Genomic DNA, 24,786 nt, shown 5'->3' on the forward strand with positions numbered 1-24,786 from the left:
GTCACACCTCTGCCATCAATTGATAATGACTGTGCCGACCATCAGAGGAGCAAATTAATTTTGCGCCTAAAGCCTCCGCTTCCGAGCGCTTCAGCAAGACATACCCTTTCTTGCTTTCAACGGCAACGCCATGCCAAGGGGTCATCCAGCTTTCATTTCCTATTAACCGAATCCCTAATTTTTTTGAGCCGCAAGTTTGGGGGTGAATGGACAGCCTAACCGCCTCAGGAAAGTGTTCAGAAATGAGCGCACTCCAGGCATTACTTCTTCTGATAACCTCATAGGCTTTAGAACGAGATTCTTTTTGGATAGCAGTACGACTTTTGGTTTGACCGGCATGCATGGCATCTTCAAATAGAAAACGCGTGATTCCTCTATACATACGGTTGGCTTCTTGCTCATCGGGGCTTGCTGAAGGTTTTGCGCCATTACGAATCTTGTGTTTAAGAAAGTCCAGGGACTGCCCATATCTTTTCATGAGTTCGTCACGCATTTGGACAAAATGAAGATCTTTATAAAAATAATCAAGATTAAAAGTGGACAGATCTGTAAGGGACATTTCTTTTATAAGTCTGTCCAGCTCAAGCTGGTAGGCTGTGACATCACTTTCATTCATTCCAACCACATCGCTAAAAACCCTTCCATCGGAACACAGAATAATTTTAATCCCCGGGGTATAAAATGTTTTTATTCGCTGACAAAGTGTCCCCAAAAAATTAAGAGAAAGGCGTTCAGCATGATCTGGCAGGTGACCCAGAACTTTTTCAGGGTTGGGAGATTTTCCCGGGAAGGCTGGCAATATAAAGGTAACCGGTTCATTCTTTTTAACTGCCGAGATGATTTTGGGCAAATGGGGTAAAGTACACTTTCGACAACCCGCACCGCATAAACTAACGGCATCCGGGACACGGCGAAAAATCATTACTTCAGCTAGTATTTTTTGGGCTACTCCTATAGCAAGGTCACTATCGGATGACTTTTTAAGTATATAATCTTTAGGGTAATGATTCTCTGTAATTAAAAACGCTGTATTTTTCATTGTCCTTCCCTCCTGAAAAAGAGAGTACAGATCTTCAACAGATAATTAAAATGATTTATTTTAATTATTGTGATAAATTTTATTTATACCTGAAATTGAGTTAATGAGTTATGTCTTTATTGTTAGATGATATAAAGTACTTCATTGCGGCCAGTGATACGCTCAATATGACAAGAGCTTCTGAAATTATTGGGATATCTCAACCCGCGCTTAGTTATTCCATAAAGAGATTGGAGAACAAACTTGGCGGCCTCCTATTTATCAGGCTTAAAAATGGAATCCAGCTAACGAAACTTGGAGAGGAGTTTAAGCGGCGCTCTCATCGCCTATTATATGAATGGGAGCAAGTGCAAAACATAGCGAATCCTGAATCAGGTTTTGTTCAGGGAAACTATACCATCGCCCTTCACCCTTCCGTCGCGCTTTACACTCTCCAGTACTTTATGCCAAAACTGCAAGTGAACTATCCTGGTCTTGGCGTTAATTTTATTCATGGCCACTCAAGAGAGATGACTGAAAAAGTGATAAGTTGGGAAGCAGATTTTGGTATTGTTGTTAACCCTATACAACACCCTGATCTCGTTATAATAAAGCTATCTACTGATGAAGTGACTGTCTTTTATGCCAATGACGCACAAAATAAACTGATTTATGATAGAAAGCTTGCCCAATCGCAATATATCCTTAAAAAAATGTGCAAAAAGCTCACTTTCAATGGCGTGATTAATTCTACCAGTCTTGAAGTGGTAGCCAAACTAACGGCCTTAGGTCTTGGGTATGGCATTCTACCTACCAGGGTCACCTATCCCTACAAACATCTTAAAAAATTAAACAATGCACCTGTGTTTAAAGATGAGATTTGTCTTGTCTACCGGCCTGAAAAACACAACAATCCCGTTAGTAAAAAAATCATTCAAATTATCAGATCATCCATAAGCAATGATAATGATAAGGAAAATTATTTTGATTAATTCAGCTATTACAATGATTTTTGCTTATTTTTTAAATTAACAGAACTTATTACGAAAATATAAAATACCGAAATTGATTGACAGTGAGCCATTATTTTTCAATTTCGGCATTTTAAAATTGATACCCCTTAGGATAGGGTTGGAATATTGTCAACAGCTTCATCCAAAACGGCTGGACTTGGAGAAATACTCTCGGTGAGTTTTTTAATAATAACGATATTCTCGATACCCTCTTTCTGCCTTTCCCATTGTCCTTCAGTAAAACCATAGCTTTTCAAAGTATCATCTTCTATTTTACCGTAGGATCTTGCTTCGTATAATATTCCTGGTTTTGTCGACTTGGTAAATCTTTTATCTGTATCCACGCTCTTTAGAGAAAAAAATGAAGTATTAACAATACCTGTTTGGGTTGGTTTTTCCGGTTTGGTTTCCTGGTCTAATAACCTTGTTGAAGTTGAAACAGGTTCAGAATAACCTGCCGCATCTTTACTGCATGTAAATCCGGCTTTTTCTAAAACGTCTTTTGCTGAAATACCATATTTTGTTTCATACTCTGTAACATCCAGACTATCAAATTGAAATACAAGATTAACGGTCAAATATCCAATTTCCCTCATTCTTCCATTGCGATGAGTTCTTGCTATTCTGAGATCATTCTCAATGTCATAATTAGAAAGAGGAGACCATAAACCAGGCATATCAGCCGTCATTTGAATGCCATATCTCTTGGTTTTTATTCCTTCTTCAGTCTTTTCTGCGGCTTCAAATAAGGCACGACAGACTGCTACTTCATTATATCTTAAATTTTTTATGTAAAGCGTTGTCATTAGATAACCCAATTTATTGTAAAGCAGGCATTTTATCCCTTTTTGTTCAAAATAAAAACGTTTTTACCAATTGGATCTAATGAACCCACATGAACACCTTTGCTCATAAGAATTGTATTGAAATATTGAATATGGAAAGACTCAAGTATAATAGGGCTTGATTGAGTTTTTTATGAACGAAAACATCGTGAAACAATTGCAATTACTTATCTGTTATCTTGTTGGTTATTGGCTATTGGGTAGCATTTTTTGGCTCATTATTTTTGGTTATGATGATTCCATATCGACATTATTTGCCTCCCCAAAATCTACGCTCAGCGGAACTTTAATATTTTTGTCTACCTTTATTGCCACTGCTTTATTATTCGCTTTCAAACACAAAGCTTTTGCTGATCAACTCTATCCTTATTTTATTTTCGGGTTTTATGTGGGTAACCTTTCTTTATTAGTACTATTTATTTTAGATGCCTTTATTCGCCAACTCATTATATGGAAATTTCCTGAATTTTTTCTTATTTTTATATCACCATTCGTTGAGCTATTGCTCTCCTACTTGTTTTTTGGTTTTGCATTCCTGGCAATAATTCCAGCACTTGGCAGCGCATTAATGATGCCCGCATATAACTATTTTATATAGCTCATATACAAATAAATCATTTTTGACAAAATCCAAAACGACCTAAAATAAATTTTAATTTTTTTCAGAAATAAATTATTTAGGCTATAAACCATGAAAGCAAAATACAACTCCAAAGTGCCTGGACTCCAAAAGTTACCTCCCGAAATTAAGGTAATGATTCTTGAGTTTCTTGATGCCAGATCAAAACTTGCTCTTTCACAAACCAATTATGGTTGGCGTGATTTAATTCTAGACCTGCCAGAATATACCAAAGAAATAACGAATACATTATTTCGCCTTGATAAAAAACGCCATCATCAAGAGATAGTACAAATGATGTCGGGAAGAATTAAAGCAAGTTCTCTAGCTAAGCTATTTGAAGAATTACTATCTATCAGTATACCTACGGCGTATGTATTTTTAATCTTCACAACCAAAAGATATGCAGCACTTATTGAAATTTTAGCTGTAATCCTTATATTTGCTGCATTAAGCTCCCTCGCCCATGATCTGGTGGATTATTTTATTGAAAGTGACACAAAAGCCGAGAAACAATATGCACATCGCCGTGCTTTTCAATTCTTTGCCCAGCCCAGTCAAAGCGCTGCGCAAAAAACATCGGAGGAAGAGAAAGATAATTTAAGTGCTGATTCAATGGCCTGCCCTATTTGAGCAATCATAGTTTGGGCTTTGGCCCGACATTTGTCGAATGCATCTGTCTTATTCTTCGGCGTTTATTATATTTACAATCTTATTTTAATCCTCCACTCACCCGAAGATCACTAGCAACTAACCAAACAGCGTGTTATTCTCAGCTATAGTAAAAGAGCAATAAGTCTCACTTCTATTAAACTTTTTTGCCTGATGCAAGCATCTTGCTAAGGAAGCTATTATTCTTTTAGCGGCATTTTGAAAGAGGACTAATGGATTAGCCATGTATGTTTTTCGCCGTTTTTCGAAGCCTATTATTACTTTTCTCCATTCGCTTGAGCTCGCTTTTCGATTTTTAGGCCATTTGGTTCATAGCACTATCAAAGTTATTTTTGGCAAACTGTCCATCGTCTGGCCTAACACACTAGAAATGATTTACTATTCTGGAGCGCGGCTTGTTATTCTACTGAGTTTTATTGGTATATTATTAGGCGCTACTGTTTCACAAACGGTTTATGCGCTCTTAAAACCTTTTCAACTACATCAACGAGTACTTCCCATTGTGCAAAATATTTTAACCCATGAAATATTACCGGTACTTATTGGCTTCATTTTATGTATCCAAGCCGCTTTACATATGGTTAACACCCGTTTGGAGCATTACCAGGAGAATCCCGAGGCAATTATCCTTGCTCAAGTATTACCAATCATTGTAGGTATGAACATTGCCTCCTTACTGCTCTATGTTTATCTTGTATTCGCTATCTTTTTTAGTTTTTATCTCACTTTTCATTTTATGTTAGGGTTTACAAACAATGAATTTTTATCCTATGTTGTCAGCTCGACAACCTTATTTGATCTGATATACTCGGTCTTTAAGACATTGATTTTATGCATCATAGTCGGGTTGACTTCTGGTTATTATTATTATGAAGCATCTATTAGACATATTTATTTGAGAAAAGCAGTTTCTCGAATTTTAACGCGTGGCTCATTCTGGCTGATCATTGCCAGTATGTATATTACTCTTACGTTTTAGGGACGACGTGCATAACGAACGATTCTATACATTAGTGGGTATTTTTATAGTAGGCGCCCTATGTTTAATGATTCTAGGCGGTACTTTTTTTTATATAGAATACAAACGCGCACAAAAACAAACTTTTGTCATGTTTTTCAAAGGCTCTTTAAAAGGGCTAGTCACTACTGCCCCAGTAACCTATCGAGGCGTGAAGATCGGTGAAGTCAAAGTCATAGAAATCACTGAAAATAAAGAGCACAGTAAAGTACTTATTCCTGTTTACGTACAATTTTTTGTCGAGAGAACCTATGGTTTTAGCCAAGACCCAATTCACCTGCTTATTGATAATGGGTATGTAGCAAATATCACCAAACCTAACTTGTTAACAGGCGTTGCTGAAATTGAGTTGATTAAGCCAACCCCAGCGGTAAAATATAAACAAACATACTACCATTCTTATCCTGTTTTCCCGACTCACAATTCAGCTGAAAAATATACATCTATGGAAGAAGCGTTTGAGGCCGCGAAAAAGGCTTTTGAAGACGTCAGTGAATTAGTTCGTTCCAAAGAAATTCAAGATACTTTAGAGGCGATACAAAAAGTTTCTGAAAATTTAGGGCAACTAGCCTCTAGCTTAAACCAAGATGTGCCCAGTGTTGTTGCGTATTTAAATCAAAGCTTAAAACAAATTACCAGTGCAGCTTACTCCACTCAAAACTTGACGGATTATTTGTCTCGATATCCTGAATCTTTACTTCGAGGCAAAAGATGAAAAACAATAGACATTTTTTAAAATTCTATTGCATCAGAGATCTGCATTGGCTAAGTAGTGTTCGAGCCTCTTTTATATATTCCTCCTTTGAGAGCATCGCATCCTCGCCTTTTTCTAACTATATTGAGTTTCGAAAGAAACCTGTGAAGTTCCTCTTAATACTGCTCATTGCCTTAACACTCTGCGATTGCGGTCGAAGCAAAGAAACTCAATTTTATTTATTAACACCTATTTCCCCTCAAAAAAACAGCCGTAACTCCTATAATCATTTACAGATTGGTGTTGATGAAGTGAGTATTCCTGATTATATGAAAAAACCTCAATTAATGATTCACCAGACTCCCCATCACTTAACTCTTGAAGAATTTAACCAATGGGCTGGGGCCTTGGATAAGAATATTACTCTTGTATTAACTACTAATCTTTCAACTCTAATGCCAGGAGTAGTCGTTCAGGTCTCACCTTGGAACAATAAGTTCCACCCGGATTATCATCTTCAAGTCATGATTTCACAATTTGAAATTGATATTCATGGCAACAGTATTTTAAGAGCCGAATACCTTATTTATCGAAAAGAAGAGTTAATCCACAAAGGAAATGCTTATTACCATATTAAAGTCCCCTTAATCAGTATTGAGGCGCTTGTACAGAGTATGAATACGAACCTTACTCATTTAACTGAAGAAATTGCACGGTTTTTTATAAAAAACACGACTAAGTAATATACTCATAGTGTCTTCAAATTAAGGAAAATTATTTGGCTTGAATTCAGCTATTATAATGATTTAAAGGCATTTTTTATTGGACCAAAGAAATTTCATGATTAGCAAAGAGAAATGGGAGATATTGACAGAGAAGATGAGCAATCTTCATATCTATGAAACAGATCTCACTGAAAAATTTATACTCGGCAGTGGTAAGGGTGGGCAAAAACTGCATAAAACAGCATCAACAGTCTACTTAAAACATCTGCCTACCGGCATGGAAATAAAATGTCAGGAATCCAGGAGTCGTGAAGACAACCGCTATTTTGCAAGACTACGACTTTGCGAGAAATTACAGGCGATATTTAGCGATGAAAAAACAAAAACACAACAAAAAATTGAAAAGATAAAACGCCAGAAGAGTCGACGTTCAAGAAGATCCAAACAAAAAATGCTGGATGAAAAATCAAGGCAGAGCCAACTCAAGACATTAAGAAAAAGCCCCCAATCTCACGATATTGAATAATAAGCGTATTAACACTTATCATTTTAATTAAATCAAAATACTAGTTCCTTTGAGCAGATAATCGGTGATTTTAACATTTGGGGTAAGAGATAAAATATTAACTTGTGAGCGATGCATTCAAAATTAGAACTTTGGAAATCAGGATACCACCATCGAAATGATCTTGTTTTTTATATTATCAGGTTCGAATCTTCAAAAGGGAAATAAGAGATGTTTTTGCAATGCTTTGAATTTGCTTTAGTATTAAAGAAATCATTAAATTAAGGTCAGCTCCGATATGGCAGGAACAAGTTTATTAACACTGATCGATGATATTGCAACAGCACTGGATGACATAGCTGCCATGACTAAAGTGGCAACTAAAAAAACAGCGGGGGTGTTGGGTGATGACTTGGCACTCAACGCCGAGCAAATAATAGGCATTCATGCGAGCAGAGAATTACCTGTCATAGGAGCAGTGGCCAAAGGCTCTGCTATTAATAAATTAATATTAATTCCATTAGCGATTTTAATAAATTTTTTCGCTTCTGCACTGGTGGGTATCCTATTGATTTTGGGTGGATTGTATTTATGTTTTGAAGGTTTTGAAAAAATTGTAGAAAAAATTTTCCATAAAAAAAATGAGGCTGCAAAAAAGAAAATAGATACACAGACCATCGATATGCGCCAATTTGAAAAAGAAAAAATTAGCGGTGCTGTACGGACGGATTTTGTATTATCGGCTGAAATTATTGTCATCACATTAGGCGCGGTCGCTGCTACATCCTTGGTTAACCAAATAGCGGTATTAACTTTGATTTCATTAATTATGACCATTGGTGTTTATGGTTTGGTTGCGTGCATTGTGAAATTGGATGATCTGGGCTTCATTTTACGGGGAAAAAAGCACCTGCTTAAACAAATTGGAATTCTTTTGATTGGCGCAGCACCGGTACTTATGAAAATGTTAAGCTTGGCAGGAACAATTGCCATGTTTTTAGTAGGAGGGGGTATTATTACTCATCAAATACCCGCCATTCATCATTACACAGAAAACCTGTCGTCAATTATGTCTATAGGAGTTGATTTCTTTATAGGGATTATTTCAGGTGCCATTTCGGCCGCCGCATATTTTACATTCAACAAAATGAAATCAAAATGTTAGATAATTAATACAAAGCAAGCACCGAAGGCGGTGAAATTCCTTGTAAAATCAAAGTGATTTTGCATTCCAAGGCTAAAATGACTATAGTTAAACCTAAAACAAATTTTCTTCAAAAGATTCCTTTTTTAACGATTTGTTTGACTTTGAATACCACACTACCCATAGGAGATAAGCAGGATGCCAAATATTAAACATTACCTTAAACCCATGATTTTATTTTCAGGATTATTGGCCGCCCCTATTGCCATGGCCGAAGCAACAAAATCTGAAGAAACTTCTACTGTAAAATTAAGTACTATTCTTCAACAGTTGTCTGACCAAGGGTATAAAAACATCCATGACGCTGAAATTGACGATGGCATATTGACTGTCGAAGGCAGCAATGAACAAGGCGTTAAGTTTGAAATTCACCTCGACCCAGCCACTGGCAAGATTTTAAAAAAGCAAGAACACCCACAGCCGAAGTATTCCATCATAGACATTACCAAAAAAATTGAAAATGAGGGTAAATTCAAAATCATTGAAATTGAGTTTGATGAAGGTATTTATAAAATAAAAGGTGAAACAGCCAACCATGAAAAAAGGAAGCTGTATATTGACCCCAATACCGGGGAAGCCAAAACAAATCATTAATTCCATCTAAAGGGGCAAGTCTTTCTTTTTCCTTAGTACACCCAATTATTCTCCCTTAAGGAAAAGGGAGAACTCTGAGCCTACTCAGCCCTTTTATCTTCTGATGAAGGAGCTAAATAACGGCTGGCCCAGGCTGCAATAACTTCTGCAGCATATTGTGAGTCCCTTTTATTACTTAACAAATGATCAGCCTTATCAAGACTGATAAAGCTTTTGGGATGTTGGGCGGCTTTATAGATTTTTTCGGCCTCTTTAATGGATACCACTTTATCTATAGGAGAGTGCATAATGAGTAAGGCTTTACCAGCGTCGCTTTTAATCGTTTCCTGGTATCTGTCAATATCTTGTAGAAATTGTTTTTTAATAGTGAATGAGCGTGGGCCCAGGGTAACATGAGCTTCGCCATCAGATTCTATTTTACTTAAATCAGCAGAAAAATGGTGTTTCACATGATGAGCGCTAGCGGGAGCACCAATAGTGGCTATTGCTTTTACTTCAGTGATTTCCCTGGCTGCAAGCAGAACAGCTGCACCACCAAGACTATGCCCTATCAGCAGAACTGGAGGCTGATAATGAGTTCTTAAATAGTCAGCGGCGGCAATCAAATCTTCAACATTTGAAGAAAAATTCGTTTCCGAAAAAGAACCTTCGCTACGGCCTAGGCCTGTAAAATCAAACCGTAATACCGCAAATCCATTAGAGACCAAAGCACTGGCAATTCTGCTCGCAGCTGCTATATCTTTACCGCAGGTAAAACAATGGGCAAATAAAACATAACCAAGGCATTGACCTGTTGGTTCCTCCAGTTTTCCTTCCAGTTTCAAATTGTTACTGAAAAAATAGATGGTTTTAGACATTATGCTTTCCTTGTTTATCTTGATTGAGATGCTCCAAAAACATTCAAATCTGTTTATAAATCCTTTCCCTTGCCCTGAAATTAATTTGATTAGCTACTTATCCAGAGTTTGAATATTCTGGCAGTGTTCACATACTAACAAATATAGCCATATTTAACCCAACTTCCCAATTTATTTCGAATATTTATTAACCTTTTTAGCAAGCAATGATATAAAACTCATACTTCCTTCTACCCAGCTACCAGAAGTGACAATATGGTAAAGTTACCCAACCTTACCGCAAGGAGGATCCAATGAAGAATATTACGGAATCAAGGGTCACGGGGCTTTCCCGTTTTCTTATACTCCCCTTATTTTCGCTAAGGAAAAGAGAAAGACCTACCCCCTATTTCCTTACATCAAGTTTATTGATGAGAGATCTGAGCTGAAATGCAATGGTAAAAAAATTTTTAAACTGATTTAAAATGAATCAATTGGTGAGTTAGTGATAAGTACACAAAAGATAAAGAAAGCATTATTAAAACATTCAAAAGCCCACAAAAAGAAAGGGCCCGAAATTAACTTTGACCAATCCTATTACATTGGAAAAATCGCTCAATATAATATTGATGGACTCATCGAGCCCGCAGACATTTTTATAAAACTTATTGACGATTGTATTTCCTCCCTTGACCTGGATGACAGCAGTAAGTTTGATTGCCTACTTATCCAATTAATAAGAGATACTCAACATAATGGAAATAAAAACTTTATTCTTTCACTTACTGCCTTGCTGAACAAACATCTTGCTCAATCTGCCAATGAAAACTTGATTCTGCTATTATCCGGATTTTTTTCAGTCTATGAAATTCATCAGGTTCATTTATCTGAACCAGTTAAAATGAAGTTAAAGTTAACAAATTTCCTGGAACATTATTTAAACACTCAAGTTTTTGGTGCTTCCGACCAGCAGACTCACTCAAAAACTGACAAATTTCAAGGCCTTCCAAGCCATCAGCAACAATTATTAATTAAGCTAGCAACAAAAGGTTTGTTAACCAATTTACCGCAAGATTTTATCAAATCACTCTACTCTAAAATGAGCGATGAAAATGCTAGCTTACTTGCTTCTCTCCCTAAATTATTACCATCGAAACTTATGAAGGCAGTCATTGAGAGAATAATCTCAATGACTAAAAGTAAAAGACAAGATTCCATCTATCAAGCCTGCATATTGATCAAGGCTTACTTCCCCTTTATGGAGGAAAAGAATCAAAAACTAGTTATTCAATATTTTAAGAAAATTGTCAGCCGAAAAAACAGCCCGCTTTCCAGTGAAGATAATACTTATGACAACATGGCCTTGAAAGTTCTTGATAAGATATTGGTCCATATCAATCAAAGTCATTATAGCGATATTATTTCAATGCTTTCTGAACCTTTAAACAGACAACTGTATTTTTATAGAATCGGCGCAAATCAAAAAATATTCTACCCAGCAAGAATTCTGTTAAAACTACGAAATCTTTGCCCTACCAATGACGCAGTTAAGATTTCATTATTAATAAAGAATTTTATAATCAATCACAATGATAGTGCACTAATACTACTTACTTCCGAATGGAAGCACCTCACTACAAAAGAACAAAAAAAATTAGCCGAGTTGATCATCACTAAATTAAGAAATGATAATCAAGAAAGCACCATAACAGCATTAAAAATGTTGGCCAATATTGATGATCTATCCAATATTGAAAACCAACAAGAGGAATTATTAACATGTCTTTCTTTGTGTATTTCAAGTCCAGACAAGGAAGAAAATTCGGCGGCGCTTTCTGCTCTCTCAAATTTAACTTCACTCATTCCAAAACACTGGAAATTTAAATTCCTAAATCAAACTATTGGGTTATATAATGCAAATATGCGTTATGTTACCTATATCTATAAAAACAACCACCCAACGTATACAAATACATATAACTTATTCAGAGAAATTGATAAGGAAAAAGCGACTCGCGCACCAACCGTGGATAATTTTGGATTCGAGTTATTTATAATGGCAAAGTTAAGCCTTTCTTTTCCGGAAAGAGCTGCCAGTTTAGTTGGTCATTTAATATCAGTCTTTGATTTATTTGAAGAGACAACCTTAGACTTGATTGGCTTTCGTAGTAATCTCCAATATTGGATAATGAAATCCGTTGTACTATTAGGTGAATATATACCTAAAAAAGAATATAGGACTTTTGCAAAGGATTTCATTAAAGAAGTCAAATTAACTAGCAATCAAAATAAAATTTTTATCTTGGCCGATTTAATAGAAAGAATGCCAAAAAAATTAAAAATTACAACAGTCACTGACTTAGCACAAACTGTGTTATTGAAAGATGAAAACACTTTAAAACTCATACTTCCCTATGTTGAAAACCTCCCCTTCAATTTTAAAATTTATATGTTAAATTATCTGACCCATTCAAGGAGCAAGGACACAAACCTAGGAGAGCTTTTTTCTGCCCTGTGCGCCTCTTGTCGAAATGACATTATCAAACATGATCTTGAGCATGTTCGTGTTAATCAACATATCCTACCAAATGAGCTTATCGACTATATCTTTCAATTTACGCATTGCTAGGCATTAAATTGATAATGAATACCAATTTCAGCTTGATTGCTGTATACGTTGGTGAATTTTGTTGGCGCACCTGAGGCTGGAGTATTATTGGCTGCAATAGCATTATACTGACCTGAGTTCCTCACTTCTCCAATTGAAATAAAATTATAATTGATATCTATTAACAAAGAGTCACTGAGGGCGTAAAGACTTCCAATACCAAACTGCCAGGCAAATTTTGTTGCCTTGTCAGCGAACTCCGTCTGAGCAGCCGCTGGCCAGTAAATGTTCGTTGTTTTGTTATAAGCAACGCCGGCACCAGCCATAATATAAGGGTTGAAATTCATAATGGAAAAATCAGGGTTAGATAAATAGGCATTGAGCATATAAGTGTAGTTATCAAAATGTCCTGTTGCTGTTTCAGGAGCATCATCAGTTACAGCAAAGTTAACATCCGGCCGTGCCTGCACAGTTATGGCTGTCCGCAAATAATCATTAAACCGATATCCCAAACCAAAGCCATAACCCCATTGACCATCGATAGACGCTTCAAGTGCCGTAATATTTTGTGGCCCAAAAAAGGAAGCAGTATACGCATTGTTATAATGAAACCAATTGTAGTCCAGCATCGCTTGCAGGTAAAAACCACTTTTTTGAATAGTACCCATCTCCCCTGCGAAGCACCCCAGGCTTATTCCCAAACCTAAAACAGCAATTTTTATTTTACCAGTCATTCTTCTTCCCTTTCTTGAAACAACAAAATCAATTTGCGCGATTTTTTACAAAGTTATGCCATTCCCTTGCTGAAGGGAATCCATGCTGGAATGATACAAGACTAGTCCACCGGATGCCTGAATCGCAGAGATGACTCGTTTCGATAAATACACTTGAATTTGCCAAGCGATCCTTAAATTGAATATATTTGAAAAGCTGTCAAAGAACAATCAAAGATTTGATTCAGAGCGGAAAGATCTATCCCTGATTTATAAGTCATCCGCTGTCTGTATGCAAACTCTAACCAATCTTGTGCTATCTGGGTTTTGCAAATCACCAATATCTATAATTGACTGAATACGTTAATCTTATAGGCATTTACATTTTTACCATAAGCTCAAAATGCCTTAATAGGATGCTTTCTCCATATCCCCATGACTTCCCGGGTAGTTTCTCTAAATAAAGATTAAATTTAAATTGTCATCCATTTGAAATAGAGCCAGGAATGCTATATGTTTGCCAGATATTGATTTATCGCCAAAACATGAAAACATACCGAAAAGAACTATGGTTTAATATCCCGGAGCGTATGGGATTTATCAATATCACAGATAAAGTCATTGAATGCTTAAAGGAAAGTAGTATTCAAGAGGGTTTAGTATTAGTTAATGCCATGCATATCACCGCTTCCGTATTCATCAATGATGATGAAAGCGGCTTGCATCAAGATTATAAAAAATGGCTTGAACAAATAGCACCCCACGAACCCATCAGGCAATACCGCCATAATGACACTGGTGAGGATAATGCTGATGCTCATATCAAACGACAAATCATGGGGCGAGAAGTGGTTGTCGCTATTACAGAAGGAAGACTGGATTTTGGTCCATGGGAGCAAATATTCTATGGTGAGTTTGACGGCTGCCGTGATAAAAGAGTCCTGGTAAAAATTATCGGCCAATAAACCATGACTTGAATGCATCATGAGTCATTGAAGCATAAAAGATCAGGGCTTTATAATGCATGCCCCTTATTTTCGCCAGGGAAAGGGGAAAACCTGACTCTGATCTGCTTTACTGGAGAGTGCGGAACCATTACACATCACCACAGACTCTATCAGCCAGGGCATTAATCAACTGAAACCCATTTCCTTTCCAGGCGCTCCCATGCATACAGGCTAATACCTTGGGGTGTGTGTTTGCTAATTTTTCAAATAACTGACGCTGGTTGTTTCCGTGGGCGTAGTAATCCATTGTTTGCCGCATTATTTCACTGCTTTCCAGGATATCCTCTTCTGTTACAGGCTTATGATCTGCCCCAGGCTGGGTAAATAAATCGCCGCAAAATAGTGTTTTGCTAGTGGTTTCAAACAAAAATCCACAATCCCATCCATGCGGTAAATGCGGTGCATCCAACCACTGTACGTTATGTTTGCCCAAAGAAACTTGTTCCAGATCGCTCATGATTTTAGAGCTACGCATCGCTATATCATTAATTGAAAGCATCGCAGCGATTTGTCCACACAGAGGAACAGCATCAGAAGCTACTTTCAACCATTCATTTAGCGAACCACATTCATCTGCCTCAAAATGTGAAAAAGCTATAAAAGATAAAGACTTTACTGGAATTACCTTCGCTACAGCCTGGCTGATGGCAGGAAAAAGCTGTAAAGGGCCTGTATGAAATAGCAAAGGCATCTTATCAACGATTAAATATTGATTAAATGAAAATCCACCAGGAATTACCTCTTGCGATATTGAAGTGCTGATTCGATAGATGTCAGGTGCCATTTCATCAATTCTTGTCATTGATTGTCCATCTGAGTTATTCATCCGTTCACCTTTATGATTAAATGACCGTAAACTGGTCTGTCCTTTTGCACTATCAACAACATTAGTGGCCATGTCATGAACTATTTGCAGCTTTCACAAATTATTTAGCCTGCCAATCCTGTTTGCATCAATTATCTTTCTTGATTCTACTGGGGATTCATTCTTTCCACCCCAAAAACTAAAAAGCGATGGGAGGCGGCGCATATTGATTGCTTTGGATAATTTGCTGTTGCTATTGTTTAATTCATTATCGACATCAAGGCCTTTTTGATAACAATGCCCAAGTGCCTCAAAAATTTTATTGAGCTTCTCTTGACTACCCATCCAGTAAGGATTGTAGCTTTTACTTCCTGCCTCCAGGCGATTGATGACATGTAACAAGGCTAGATGCTTACTGTAAATAGTTTTAAGTATCTTGCAAGATAGATCTTTAGGAGGATTATCAATCTCTCCCATTGTTCTAGTTTCTGGTTCAGCCCTGACTCTGGTTGTGCTCTTTATTTCTGGATGAAGCGCCTGATTGAGCGCACAATATTGTATTGCAGCATCCTCATTTTGAGTTCTATAAGTATATACGAAATTCGCTGCATGAATGATGTTTTCTACACTTGCATTAACAAGTAAAAATGCATAATTTCCATTTTCCTTTCCCCAATTGGTATGGGGGGCAAGTAGTCCCTTACCACTGACTGTTAACTTTCCATTGCTATCGGTCACTTGAAAGTGATTGGATTGAGAGGAATAACTAACCCAACCTGATTTCACAGTCTCATAATAGAGGATTTGCCAATGGCCAGCCCCACCTTGAGTACCGGTACGGAAAAAGTAAACTCTGCTTTTATTAAGAGTAGCTAGATCCTTTTCTAACGATTCCTGATTTTTCCCACTTACCCATAGTATTTTTTCTTCGTCTGGGCTAAACATAAAAGCCGGACCCAAATCAACCTGGACATCTTGCACACCTTGAGTGTATTCAAAATCAAGATCACTGCCTAAAATCAACTGAGCAGCTTTCTTTATCATCATTTCTGCACAATTTTGGTTTAAGAATACTTCTTTTTTTAAATTCATTGGAAAATCCCAGTCATTTTTGCATTATTATAACACAAAGTAATCACATAAAAAACTAATTGATTGTTTATATTGTAGAACAATCCCTATATTTGAGTGCCCTGTAAGACAGGAGAAAGGAACAAAGCAATGCGTGGGAAGTCTTACTCCTATCCTTGCCAGTTAATGACGCCTTATGCTTGATAAGGGAAGAACAAAAAATTGACTCTGTGGCCCGTTCAAGATCATGCCCTTGCATCAATGCCTCAAGAGTCGTGTTAAAATCCTAAAGATAGAAGCTTCGTTTAAAACAGCTTGATTGGAATTGGTTATGAAAGAAAAGACAGCGAAACAATTGAAATTGTTTATTATCTATCTACTTAGCTATTGGCTATTAAGCATTATTTCATGCCTTTTCGCTTTCGGTTATGATGATTCCCTGCGCATGTTGCTTGCCTCGCCAAAATCAGATCTCAGCGGTGCTTTATTATTTTTATCTTCATTTATTGCCGCCGCTTTGTTGTTTGTTTTTCGATACAAAACTTTTTCAGATCAACCTTATCCTTATTTTATTTTTGGGTTCTACGTAGGAAACGTCTCGTTACTGATGTTATTCATATTGGATGCTTTTATTCGCGAACTCATTGTATGGAAATTCCCTGAATTCTTGCTTGTTTTTATATCACCATTCGTTGAGTTAGTGCTCTCCTATCTATTTTTTGGCTTTGCATTCCTGGCAATCATTCCGGCAGTTACCAGTGCCTTTATTCTCTATGCAGTTCAGAAAAAATTATTATTGCCACCAATATAAACCTCCAGAGTTTTCTCTTTTTCATTTGTCATCGCTCCCTTGTTCTCGCCTGGAAAAAAGGAAGCCTGCCCCTAATCTATTGCCCGATTTATTGATTCCCCATGAAAATATATTTTATAATAAAATGTATCATTTTATATTATAATGCTATATTATGAGTTTTTTGGAGAAAATATGGGCATAGTAAAAATTTCGGACGAATTGCATGAAGCAACCAAACTGATGGCAAGAGCCATGAGCCGGTCAATCAATTCACAAGCAGAATATTGGATTAGAATAGGGAAATTGGCAGAAGAAAATCCCTCCATTACCTATACTGACATTCTTAAAATTTTAGTCCATCAAGCTTCACTAGGTGAAATATACGATGTTAGTGAAGACGCCTGAAGCAATAAAAAAAATGCGCGTTGCGGGGCGGTTGGCTGCATCCGTACTTGAAATGATAGAGCCTTATGTCATTGCAGGTACCAGTACCAAGGAGCTTGAACAAATTTGTCGTCAGTATATTGTCGAGGATTTGAAAGCGATTCCCTCGACGTTAAACCACTATGGGTTTCCCGCATGCATTTGCACTTCCATAAATCACGTGGTATGCCATGGCATCCCCTCAGAGAAAAAGCTTAAAAATGGCGACATCATTAATATTGATGTGACTGTGCAAAAGGACGGTTATATTGGGGATACCAGCAAAATGTTTCTCGTTGGCAACATAAAGCCATTTGCTAAAAAGTTAGTAGAAGTTACCCAGGAATGCCTATACAAAGCTATTTCAATAGTCCGCCCAGGGGCTCATCTCGGAGACATCGGAAACATAATCCAGACACACGCAGAACAACATGGATATTCAATAGTACGAGAGTTTGGTGGGCATGGAATTGGTAAATCCATGTGGGAAGATCCTCACATTATGCACTTCGGTAAACCAAATACCGGATTACGATTACAAGCAGGAATGACTTTCACTATCGAGCCAATGCTCAATTTGGGCCGTAAAGAGGTCAAGACTTTAGGCGATGGTTGGACGGTTGTCACAAAAGACCATAAATTATCTGCACAATGGGAGCATACCATTTTAGTGACCGATAATGGACATGAAATACTGACCTTAAGAGCAGACGAGCACCTATAGACGTCTCTCCTCTTGCTTGGTAATTACGGTTCCTCCAAGCCTCGCGACGGAAAACATATACTATAATCAAACTAAAGGAAACCCAGTCAATCAAGGGAAATAGCATGCCTTGCGAAAAATGCGATTCAGTGACAACCTACCATTTATCGGGAACCTACCAGTTACTCATTTTACCCCCACGAGGTCATTGCTATTCAAAATTATTAAAGCATTTAACCAAAAATAATTTTGATATCAATAAAAGAGACAGTGGAATTATCGAATTATTATTTACTGCTGAGAGAGCACAAGACATAGGTCATGCACTGGAGCGATGTTATTCACAAGCGGAACTTGAGGACAGCAAAGCAGTTTTGTTGCCAACTGATATCGCGGACAGAAACGTAGAGAGAGTACTCAATCATACGCATTCATTAAAAAAAATTGTGGGGTTGTGTTTGTCTCAATGGCTGGTTGGACTCATTGAAAATCAGGGGCTATCAACCTTCTGCCAGCCTATTTTGCATAATACCACACTCAAACCTTATGGTTTTGAGTGCCTTCTTAGGGGAAAGCAAGATAATAATATACTGCCTTCCTCTGATTTATTTGGAGCAGCAAAATCGAGCGACATGCTTTTTTTATTAGATAAGAAAGCACGTATATGCCACATTGAAAATATGAGCAAAATTGACATCGCTGACAAAAAAATCTTCATTAATTTTAACCCAACAGCCATTTACGATCCCCTTTTTTGCTTGACAACAACGAACCAATCCTTAAAAAAAACATCCATTAAGCCTGCACAAATTGTATTTGAAGTCACTGAAAGTGATGAAGTAAAAGATAAAAAACACTTGTTAAAAATAATAGATTATTACAGAAATCAAGGTTACTGTGTCGCCCTTGACGATTTGGGCTCCGGTTACAGCTCTTTGAATTTGCTTACTGAGTTACAACCTGATTACGTTAAACTTGATCAAGAATTGATTAGCCAGATTCATACAAATGAATTCAAACAAATCATATTGGAAAAAATATGTGAGATGGCTAACAAACTAAAGATAAAAATAATCTGCGAAGGCATAGAAACAGAAGACGAGTTACAGATTATAAAAAATTATGCCATAGATTTTTATCAAGGTTTTTTGTTTGAGAAACCTATGCCTTACGAAAAAATACCCGACTATATCAAAGCAAGCACACAAAAATGAATTGGTTATTGGATATATGACAAATGCTTACAAACATTGAAAGAGCAAAACTTCAATTAATTGATGAAACCAGCGATATGGTCATTATAACCAAAGCGGAACCACTTGATGCACCTAATGGTCCGGAAGTGGTTTGGGTGAATAAAGCCTTTGAAAAAATTTCAAAATATAAAGCCAATGAAATTATTGGCCAAACACCACGTATCCTTCAAGGTAAGGAAACCGATCAAAACACATTAAAAATGATAAAAGAAGCAATTAAAGCTCAAATGAATATCAATGTGGATTTATTAAACTATACTAAGGATGGAACACCTTATTGGATTAATTTTTCAATAGTATATTTGAGAGACGGGCAGGGTAATTTATGTTATTTAGGCGCAATAGAAAAAGACTTCTCCGCAATCAAGAATTTAAATATTCTATTATCTGAAAAAGCAAAGACTGATCCACTTACCAATGTTTACAATCAGGAAAATTTCTTCATTGCAGGGAATGAAGCGGTTAAAAACTTTCATCAGAACCAGGAAACAGTTGGATTATTATTTTTCGATGTTGATGATTTTAAAGGAATAAACGATACGCAAGGGCATATTTATGGCGATAAGATATTAAAAAAAGTTGCCCAGGAATCTTTAAAGCTTGTTCGTAAAACGGATAACGTATTTCGATATGGCGGCGATGAGTTTGCTATTATTTTTTCAGGCATTGACGTGAAAATCCTGGAAAGAAAAGCACAACAGCTACAAAAAAAGCTGGCAAAATCTCACATCTCCGTGAGCATTGGAGGGACCATTTCAAAGCAAAGTGACAAATCGATAAACACCCTCTTGGCAAGAGCGGATGAAGCACTCTATTACGTCAAAGCCAATAAAAAAGGATTATTTTTTATCAGAAAATAATCACATTTTGACGCTGCCAAATTGCGAGGAAATTAAACCCATAGACGTTCAATTCAATGATATAGACCTTTAAACAATTCTTTTAGGTCATGAAAAAATAATTATTTTCAGTTTTAACCAGTTTTCTCTCAAAAGTCATTTTGCATAATCATGTGTTACATCATATTGTTCCTTAATATTATTGAGGTGAGTCTGACTAAAAGTCTATTGCTCAGGACTTACGAAAAACCCCAAGGTCAAGGCAAAAAATATTGCTAATAAGGGAGCTTAGATAAACCAAATGGCCAAATTAAAGACATTTTTAACAAAGAGAGTGATTTTTTTCGTAAGTCATGTTGATGTTGAATTAAGCTGGTTGAGAATAAAGCTTTTTCAAGACCACTTCAAGAGCCCTGGCACTGGCTGAATCCTGATCTTCGTGGGCAAAATTTGATGCTTTTTCCAATGTTATTGTGGTCTTGTTAAACAAACAATGGCGTCCGGATCGTCCTCCAAAAAAGCCTGGTTGATAATGGGCAAAGAAATACTTATGAAAAGTTGGGGGAGACAGGAGGCTAAACAAATCCTCCGTGGTATAGGTATCATGAGTGAGTCTCCCGACCAGGAATCCCCCCAGATAGAACATCCAAGGGCTGTTATCCAGTTTTAATACGGCGCGACCCAATGAGTCCGTTGGAAAATTCCACTGCATTTCCATGGGTTTTCGGCCTACGCTGTTTAGGTTCGCTTCAATCAACGTGTATTTAAAAAAAGGAGAGCGTGACAGTTGCTGGGCAAGGCCACCAGAGATTCCTGCTCGACAAGATTCAAGGCTCAATATCTTGGGGGCTTCCTTTAAACCATTAGTAGTTAATCGTCTGATTAGATCATCTGCTGTATCCCCCTGTATGTACAATCCGGTATCTTCTGCTGGTGTTGGTGCAAGTGTGGAATGTCCCATGATTGTCAGATGATCTTCGCATGTGACTTTTCCTAATTCCTGATCGTTTAATAAGATATAACCATGATCCTTGGCATTGGTTTGCTGGCCAAGCAAAGTTGCCTCAGCAGACTCTAAAACATAGGATGGATGAAACCAGATGTATCGCTTCATAGAGGAAATCTCTTTTATTAAACAAAATGAACTCAAACAATACAAATTTATTTGTTTTTTGTAAATGTAAAATTCGATATTTGTTGTCTTTTCAAATTTAAAATAATGTGCCCAGCTCAGGAAAATAACTTGTGAAGCCAAGCTTACAAGAAAGGCTTGACCCTATTTTATATTGGTGGCACCCCAAAACCGAGGCTTGCAGCCCCCTCTTCCCATTGCATTATTCTGGCTCTTTACAGATATTTCCAGGTTCCTGGATATCAAAGCGAAACACCTTTATCTTGATGGCTTTTAGCGTTCAAGTTTTCAGTCGACCGGTCACAAAAGTTTGGCTGTTGTCCAAGGTCAGAGTGACGATGGCCTCTTGGGTCGGTATGGCACTTCATAAAGAAACCCAGGCGCTCAAGACGCTGATTCAAGCTCTTTAATTCGATTTTAGAGTAGATCCCTTGTCTATTTTCAACTTGATTTAACGCCGTATTGACAGAACGCAAATGGCCGTAGTTGGCTCTTAGTGCTTTTAGTAAATCATTGTAGTGCACCCGATCCAAAGACGCTTCCAGCGATGCAAACAAGTCAGCAAAAAATGATTTTGCACTGAGATATACACGTTGTGGCAGCCTCGCCACAGATGGCTTGTCAACTACTGACGACCCTTGCATTAGTTTATTGAATAAACGCACATGACCATTGGAGTTAGCAACACATATTAGCATATTGTATCGTTCGCTATAGGGAAGGCGTCTGTAGTTTGCAACCAAATTGGGGAGCTTTTTATACAAAACCATACATGAACTTAGCGGATATTTCGCAAGCTCGCTATCCAATAAACCACATTGTTTCATTTCGCATAACAAAAAGGCCAATTCTTTGTTGCGAAATAACTCACATCCTATCTCGGTCTTATATTCCAAAAAAATTTCTGTTAATAATTTTTTTTGTGGGGAGCTGTCAAATACGGCAAAATGACATTTCCTTTTCCTCAGAGCGGTGAGCAGACAGGTGGTTTGTTTCTGATTATTCCAGGGATTGATTAAAGTAACCTCATACTCTCCATCTTCTAAAGGCTTAATATTTCCAATACGTAGTGCATGACGCCTGTACCTGCCCAATCTATCCAGCTTCCCAAAGTTCATCCCTACATAAACAGGAATCATGGGGTCTATTGTTTTAAGCTTAACCAGCTTGCGCGGGTCATAGAAAGAAGTGACATGAACACCCAAAAGCTTGGCTAGAAATGTAGTATCGCTTTGCTTGGCAATAGGATTATTGCGAAATTTTGGGTGTAGTTTATGAGCCAAAAGACTGTCCCCATCCCACGCTACTTGGTAATAATAAGCACTAATGCGCTCTAAAATTTTTACTGCGAGCGAATTGGAGCTAGTCCCTTTTTTACTGTTATCAATTTCTTTTAATTTTTCATTATCGATAAAAATAACGTCCTCATCAGTTCTTGGATCATAAGAATAAATATACTTTCCAGTCATTTTTTCCCAATGCACCTTCATGGTATTGTCAGTACGTTTAATTCGGACAATGACGCCGGACTTTGTTTGTTTGAATTTTTCGCGAATAATATCTGCCCCTTCTGTTTCACCATTGAGCAAACAATCCAGGCAAGCCAGGAGAAAGCAAACCCCACTCCTACCTTGTTTTATGGTTATAGGTTGACCTTTTTGCGGAAATAATGGCGTCATTGTTTGCAAATATACAAGTTGCTAAATGTATGAGATATGATAACCGAAGAACCAAATTTATCAAAATTGTGCACACTTAGGGTATTTATATGCCATATAAAATGATAAGACAGAAAAAATACCAGTCTACTATGCCTTTATCATAAGATGGCTTTCCCCAACAATCCTGTTATGCACAGTTTGTGCATTTGATGCAAAGAGCCATATTCCCATTAAGTGTTTTTACATAACAGAGAGTTTAAAAACAAAAAGGGATTTACTACATTGAAAAAGTCGCATAGGGGGCTGCCTTCTATTATGTGCTTACTCATCCTATCTCAGGGGGTTCCAATCAAGTGCACCACGTTATAATAGTCTATCCTATATAGTATTGGAGTATGTAAGAGAATGCCTTTTAGGCAATCTCTTTAACATATTATTGATTCAAAAGGATAAGTATTTATGAAACCCACCCTTTTTTTATTATTAATGTGGAGCTGCACTGTGTCTTTTGGGGCAACTATCATGGTAAAAGGACTGCCATCTCCTTTAGAACACAGCAATGATCTCTATTATTGGCCTCCAAATATCGCTTTTAGCCCTGGCACTACAAACTTATTCATTACAATGGATGGCATTAACAAGGTGTGTTTCTTGAATACAGGGATCCAAGGAGGTTTAGAGCAAATTTCCGAGATCAGTATCATCATCAATGGAGTAAAAAAGGATTGGAATTGTTTCCCCTATACAACGACTATTCTTGAGGCTCGCCCATAGAGGCACTACAGCACCAAACCCGTCTTTCCAGATGGTTGAACACATATAAAGATTTCACCATAATAGGACTTTCCTTGCTCCCCCCCTTTAGGTTCATTTAAGAGCCTTTCACGTCTCGAATAGGGACCTTGCTCCAATCTACTCTTCTTTGGATAAGCTCACATTGTCCCTTTATAACCGTAAATTGTTCTATTTAAACTACAGTTAAATTGGCCATTTAAAGTACAATTATGGTGTATTTTATTCATTGCCATATTTTACGGGCTTTTTGATTTTAACTTACACCCAAACAACTTTTAACCTGAGGATAGACAATGAAACCTATAAAAAACAGTAATGAACATGTTGCTCCTGAAGATCAAGATCCTAGATTGAGGGTCACCCAGAGCGTGAATCAAATTTTTAATTAATTAACCTATTGATTTTATTTAACATGAATTCATTTAGAACAAAGCTATGCGTATAAATTAGCTCTACCTATTTCAACGAGAATAAATGAGGTAGAGCGTAAATTTTTAGATTGACACAGTTAGGTGTGAGATCTGTGAATTACTATTTTCTAGAGATTCTTCATGTTTGGGTAATATTATTTCCCTCAGCCTACCCTTCATACTTGATTGCTTTTCAATTAAGCAAGCAGTTGTTATTTGTTGTTCGCATCTTGAGATTATTTTGTGTAATACATTAGCATGTTCAGCCTGACCAGAAAGTTCAGCTTTAACAGTCTCATAGGGATAATGGAATAAATTACCGAGAAACTCTAATTTGCTTGCTTCATGACGTTCTCCAAGTACATTTTCGATACCAGTGGCTATAGCTTTAAAGATAATTTGTATTTTACCCCAGAAAGTTAATTCTTTCTTGGTGTGTCCTCTTTGTGATGTAATATCTAATATTTGTTGCTTCAGTGAATTGAGTAAAGAAAAATCATCTTTCATGTGGATGAATTTTCCCTCTGAGTTTTTAGTTAAATTTGATAAATTTATCTCATCAGTAAAGATTTCATCATTCATTTTTACTTTATATCTAAATAAACCACTCGATATTTTTTCAAAATATACTACCCCTTCCTTTTCTGGATCCTGGTTATTTAAAATTGACATATTTTCAAATTCATATTGAGCGTTTTTATAAAAAACCATTTGACTTTTAATTTCTTGAATTTCCTTTTGTTTTTGCAAGTTATCTAATTTACTTTCATAGGCCAAGTGAATCATGTGTATTCCGGAGCGAAATGATCACCAATTCCGGCGGCATT

The 24,786-nt window shown here is 37.0% G+C and carries 26 protein-coding genes; 17 read left to right on the forward strand and 9 right to left on the reverse strand.

The features are described from left to right. Position 1 precedes the first annotated feature (1 nt). Positions 2 to 1,039: an L-tyrosine/L-tryptophan isonitrile synthase family protein gene (locus CC34_RS0105975; RefSeq protein ID WP_028378278.1), complete on the reverse strand. Its 1,038-nt coding sequence runs from the start codon at positions 1,037 to 1,039 to the stop codon at positions 2 to 4. 110 nt (positions 1,040 to 1,149) lie between these two features. Between CC34_RS0105975 and CC34_RS0105980 the strand changes: the two genes are divergently transcribed. After that, positions 1,150 to 2,010 (forward strand): LysR family transcriptional regulator, encoded by an 861-nt coding sequence (locus CC34_RS0105980; protein ID WP_028378279.1) that lies wholly within the window; start codon positions 1,150 to 1,152, stop codon positions 2,008 to 2,010. A 128-nt stretch (positions 2,011 to 2,138) separates the two neighbouring features. Here the strand turns inward: CC34_RS0105980 and CC34_RS0105985 are convergent, their stop codons facing one another. Next, positions 2,139 to 2,864, reverse strand: a complete 726-nt coding sequence (locus CC34_RS0105985; protein WP_080274117.1) for a hypothetical protein — start codon at positions 2,862 to 2,864, stop codon at positions 2,139 to 2,141. Between the two features lie 145 nt (positions 2,865 to 3,009). Between CC34_RS0105985 and CC34_RS0105990 the strand changes: the two genes are divergently transcribed. The 8 genes from CC34_RS0105990 to CC34_RS0106025 all read left to right on the forward strand — a co-directional run bounded on the left by CC34_RS0105990 (position 3,010) and on the right by CC34_RS0106025 (position 8,907). Then, positions 3,010 to 3,474 carry a hypothetical protein gene (locus tag CC34_RS0105990; protein ID WP_028379245.1) on the forward strand — a complete coding sequence of 155 codons (465 nt, stop codon included), beginning with the start codon at positions 3,010 to 3,012 and terminating at the stop codon, positions 3,472 to 3,474. A 93-nt stretch (positions 3,475 to 3,567) separates the two neighbouring features. Beyond that, entirely contained in the window at positions 3,568 to 4,128 is a 561-nt protein-coding gene (locus CC34_RS0105995; protein WP_028378282.1) for an F-box protein, read from the forward strand. Positions 4,129 to 4,390: 262 nt separating this feature from the next. Beyond that, positions 4,391 to 5,146, forward strand: coding sequence for an ABC transporter permease (locus CC34_RS0106000; RefSeq protein ID WP_028378283.1), 756 nt, complete (start codon positions 4,391 to 4,393; stop codon positions 5,144 to 5,146). Between the two features lie 67 nt (positions 5,147 to 5,213). After that, positions 5,214 to 5,900 (forward strand): MlaD family protein, encoded by a 687-nt coding sequence (locus CC34_RS0106005; protein ID WP_015444926.1) that lies wholly within the window; start codon positions 5,214 to 5,216, stop codon positions 5,898 to 5,900. Continuing rightward, positions 5,897 to 6,622 (forward strand): PqiC family protein, encoded by a 726-nt coding sequence (locus CC34_RS0106010; RefSeq protein WP_028378284.1) that lies wholly within the window; start codon positions 5,897 to 5,899, stop codon positions 6,620 to 6,622. The genes CC34_RS0106005 and CC34_RS0106010 overlap by 4 nt, the downstream gene beginning before the upstream one ends. Before the next feature lie 97 nt (positions 6,623 to 6,719). Beyond that, complete coding sequence (locus tag CC34_RS0106015; protein WP_028378285.1) at positions 6,720 to 7,130, forward strand: peptide chain release factor family protein; 411 nt, start codon at positions 6,720 to 6,722, stop codon at positions 7,128 to 7,130. 277 nt (positions 7,131 to 7,407) lie between these two features. Then, positions 7,408 to 8,274 carry a DUF808 domain-containing protein gene (locus tag CC34_RS0106020; RefSeq protein ID WP_028378286.1) on the forward strand — a complete coding sequence of 289 codons (867 nt, stop codon included), beginning with the start codon at positions 7,408 to 7,410 and terminating at the stop codon, positions 8,272 to 8,274. A 177-nt stretch (positions 8,275 to 8,451) separates the two neighbouring features. After that, complete coding sequence (locus tag CC34_RS0106025; protein WP_028378287.1) at positions 8,452 to 8,907, forward strand: PepSY domain-containing protein; 456 nt, start codon at positions 8,452 to 8,454, stop codon at positions 8,905 to 8,907. Between the two features lie 80 nt (positions 8,908 to 8,987). Here the strand turns inward: CC34_RS0106025 and CC34_RS0106030 are convergent, their stop codons facing one another. Next, positions 8,988 to 9,764, reverse strand: coding sequence for an alpha/beta hydrolase family protein (locus tag CC34_RS0106030; protein WP_028378288.1), 777 nt, complete (start codon positions 9,762 to 9,764; stop codon positions 8,988 to 8,990). Positions 9,765 to 10,644: 880 nt separating this feature from the next. On the opposite strand from CC34_RS0106030, the gene CC34_RS0106035 reads away from it, so the two are divergent. Next, positions 10,645 to 12,372, forward strand: coding sequence for a hypothetical protein (locus tag CC34_RS0106035; RefSeq protein ID WP_129894875.1), 1,728 nt, complete (start codon positions 10,645 to 10,647; stop codon positions 12,370 to 12,372). On the opposite strand, the gene CC34_RS1000000116955 is transcribed toward CC34_RS0106035, so the two are convergent. After that, on the reverse strand, positions 12,369 to 13,085 hold the full coding sequence (locus CC34_RS1000000116955) for an outer membrane protein (RefSeq protein ID WP_028378802.1): 717 nt from the start codon (positions 13,083 to 13,085) through the stop codon (positions 12,369 to 12,371). The genes CC34_RS0106035 and CC34_RS1000000116955 overlap by 4 nt on opposite strands. A gap of 524 nt (positions 13,086 to 13,609) precedes the next feature. Between CC34_RS1000000116955 and CC34_RS0106045 the strand changes: the two genes are divergently transcribed. Continuing rightward, positions 13,610 to 14,029, forward strand: coding sequence for a secondary thiamine-phosphate synthase enzyme YjbQ (locus CC34_RS0106045; RefSeq protein ID WP_028378801.1), 420 nt, complete (start codon positions 13,610 to 13,612; stop codon positions 14,027 to 14,029). A gap of 130 nt (positions 14,030 to 14,159) precedes the next feature. Here the strand turns inward: CC34_RS0106045 and CC34_RS0106050 are convergent, their stop codons facing one another. Then, a complete protein-coding gene (locus CC34_RS0106050; RefSeq protein WP_028378800.1) occupies positions 14,160 to 14,897 on the reverse strand; it encodes an MBL fold metallo-hydrolase in 738 nt (245 codons plus the stop codon). A gap of 93 nt (positions 14,898 to 14,990) precedes the next feature. Next, complete coding sequence (gene ravD / locus CC34_RS0106055) at positions 14,991 to 15,968, reverse strand: Dot/Icm T4SS effector deubiquitinase RavD (RefSeq protein WP_028378799.1); 978 nt, start codon at positions 15,966 to 15,968, stop codon at positions 14,991 to 14,993. A 310-nt stretch (positions 15,969 to 16,278) separates the two neighbouring features. Here ravD and CC34_RS0106060 point away from each other — a divergent pair, with 310 nt between their 5' ends. The 5 genes from CC34_RS0106060 (at position 16,279) to CC34_RS0106080 (ending at position 19,982) form a co-directional block, all read left to right on the forward strand. Further along, positions 16,279 to 16,758, forward strand: coding sequence for a hypothetical protein (locus CC34_RS0106060; protein ID WP_028378798.1), 480 nt, complete (start codon positions 16,279 to 16,281; stop codon positions 16,756 to 16,758). 174 nt (positions 16,759 to 16,932) lie between these two features. Next, on the forward strand, positions 16,933 to 17,145 hold the full coding sequence (locus tag CC34_RS0106065) for a ParD-like family protein (protein WP_010945919.1): 213 nt from the start codon (positions 16,933 to 16,935) through the stop codon (positions 17,143 to 17,145). After that, positions 17,126 to 17,887, forward strand: a complete 762-nt coding sequence (gene map, locus CC34_RS0106070; RefSeq protein WP_028378797.1) for a type I methionyl aminopeptidase — start codon at positions 17,126 to 17,128, stop codon at positions 17,885 to 17,887. The genes CC34_RS0106065 and map overlap by 20 nt, the downstream gene beginning before the upstream one ends. A gap of 104 nt (positions 17,888 to 17,991) precedes the next feature. Beyond that, positions 17,992 to 19,080: an EAL domain-containing protein gene (locus CC34_RS0106075; RefSeq protein WP_028378796.1), complete on the forward strand. Its 1,089-nt coding sequence runs from the start codon at positions 17,992 to 17,994 to the stop codon at positions 19,078 to 19,080. 23 nt (positions 19,081 to 19,103) lie between these two features. After that, on the forward strand, positions 19,104 to 19,982 hold the full coding sequence (locus tag CC34_RS0106080) for a sensor domain-containing diguanylate cyclase (RefSeq protein WP_028378795.1): 879 nt from the start codon (positions 19,104 to 19,106) through the stop codon (positions 19,980 to 19,982). A gap of 346 nt (positions 19,983 to 20,328) precedes the next feature. Here CC34_RS0106080 and CC34_RS0106085 read toward each other — a convergent pair whose 3' ends face one another. Beyond that, the gene (locus CC34_RS0106085; RefSeq protein WP_028378794.1) at positions 20,329 to 21,075 is read right to left on the reverse strand and encodes a hypothetical protein; all 747 of its coding nucleotides are present in this window, start codon (positions 21,073 to 21,075) and stop codon (positions 20,329 to 20,331) included. 260 nt (positions 21,076 to 21,335) lie between these two features. Beyond that, positions 21,336 to 22,772 carry a hypothetical protein gene (locus CC34_RS0106090; protein ID WP_028378793.1) on the reverse strand — a complete coding sequence of 479 codons (1,437 nt, stop codon included), beginning with the start codon at positions 22,770 to 22,772 and terminating at the stop codon, positions 21,336 to 21,338. A gap of 441 nt (positions 22,773 to 23,213) precedes the next feature. Here CC34_RS0106090 and CC34_RS0106095 point away from each other — a divergent pair, with 441 nt between their 5' ends. Then, a complete protein-coding gene (locus CC34_RS0106095) occupies positions 23,214 to 23,528 on the forward strand; it encodes a hypothetical protein (RefSeq protein ID WP_027228010.1) in 315 nt (104 codons plus the stop codon). A gap of 515 nt (positions 23,529 to 24,043) precedes the next feature. Here the strand turns inward: CC34_RS0106095 and CC34_RS0106105 are convergent. Beyond that, positions 24,044 to 24,745, reverse strand: a complete 702-nt coding sequence (locus CC34_RS0106105) for a hypothetical protein (RefSeq protein WP_028379247.1) — start codon at positions 24,743 to 24,745, stop codon at positions 24,044 to 24,046. Positions 24,746 to 24,786 lie beyond the last annotated feature (41 nt).

The organism is Legionella pneumophila subsp. fraseri, assembly GCF_000586315.1.
Taxonomy (GTDB): Bacteria; Pseudomonadota; Gammaproteobacteria; order Legionellales; family Legionellaceae; genus Legionella; species Legionella pneumophila_B.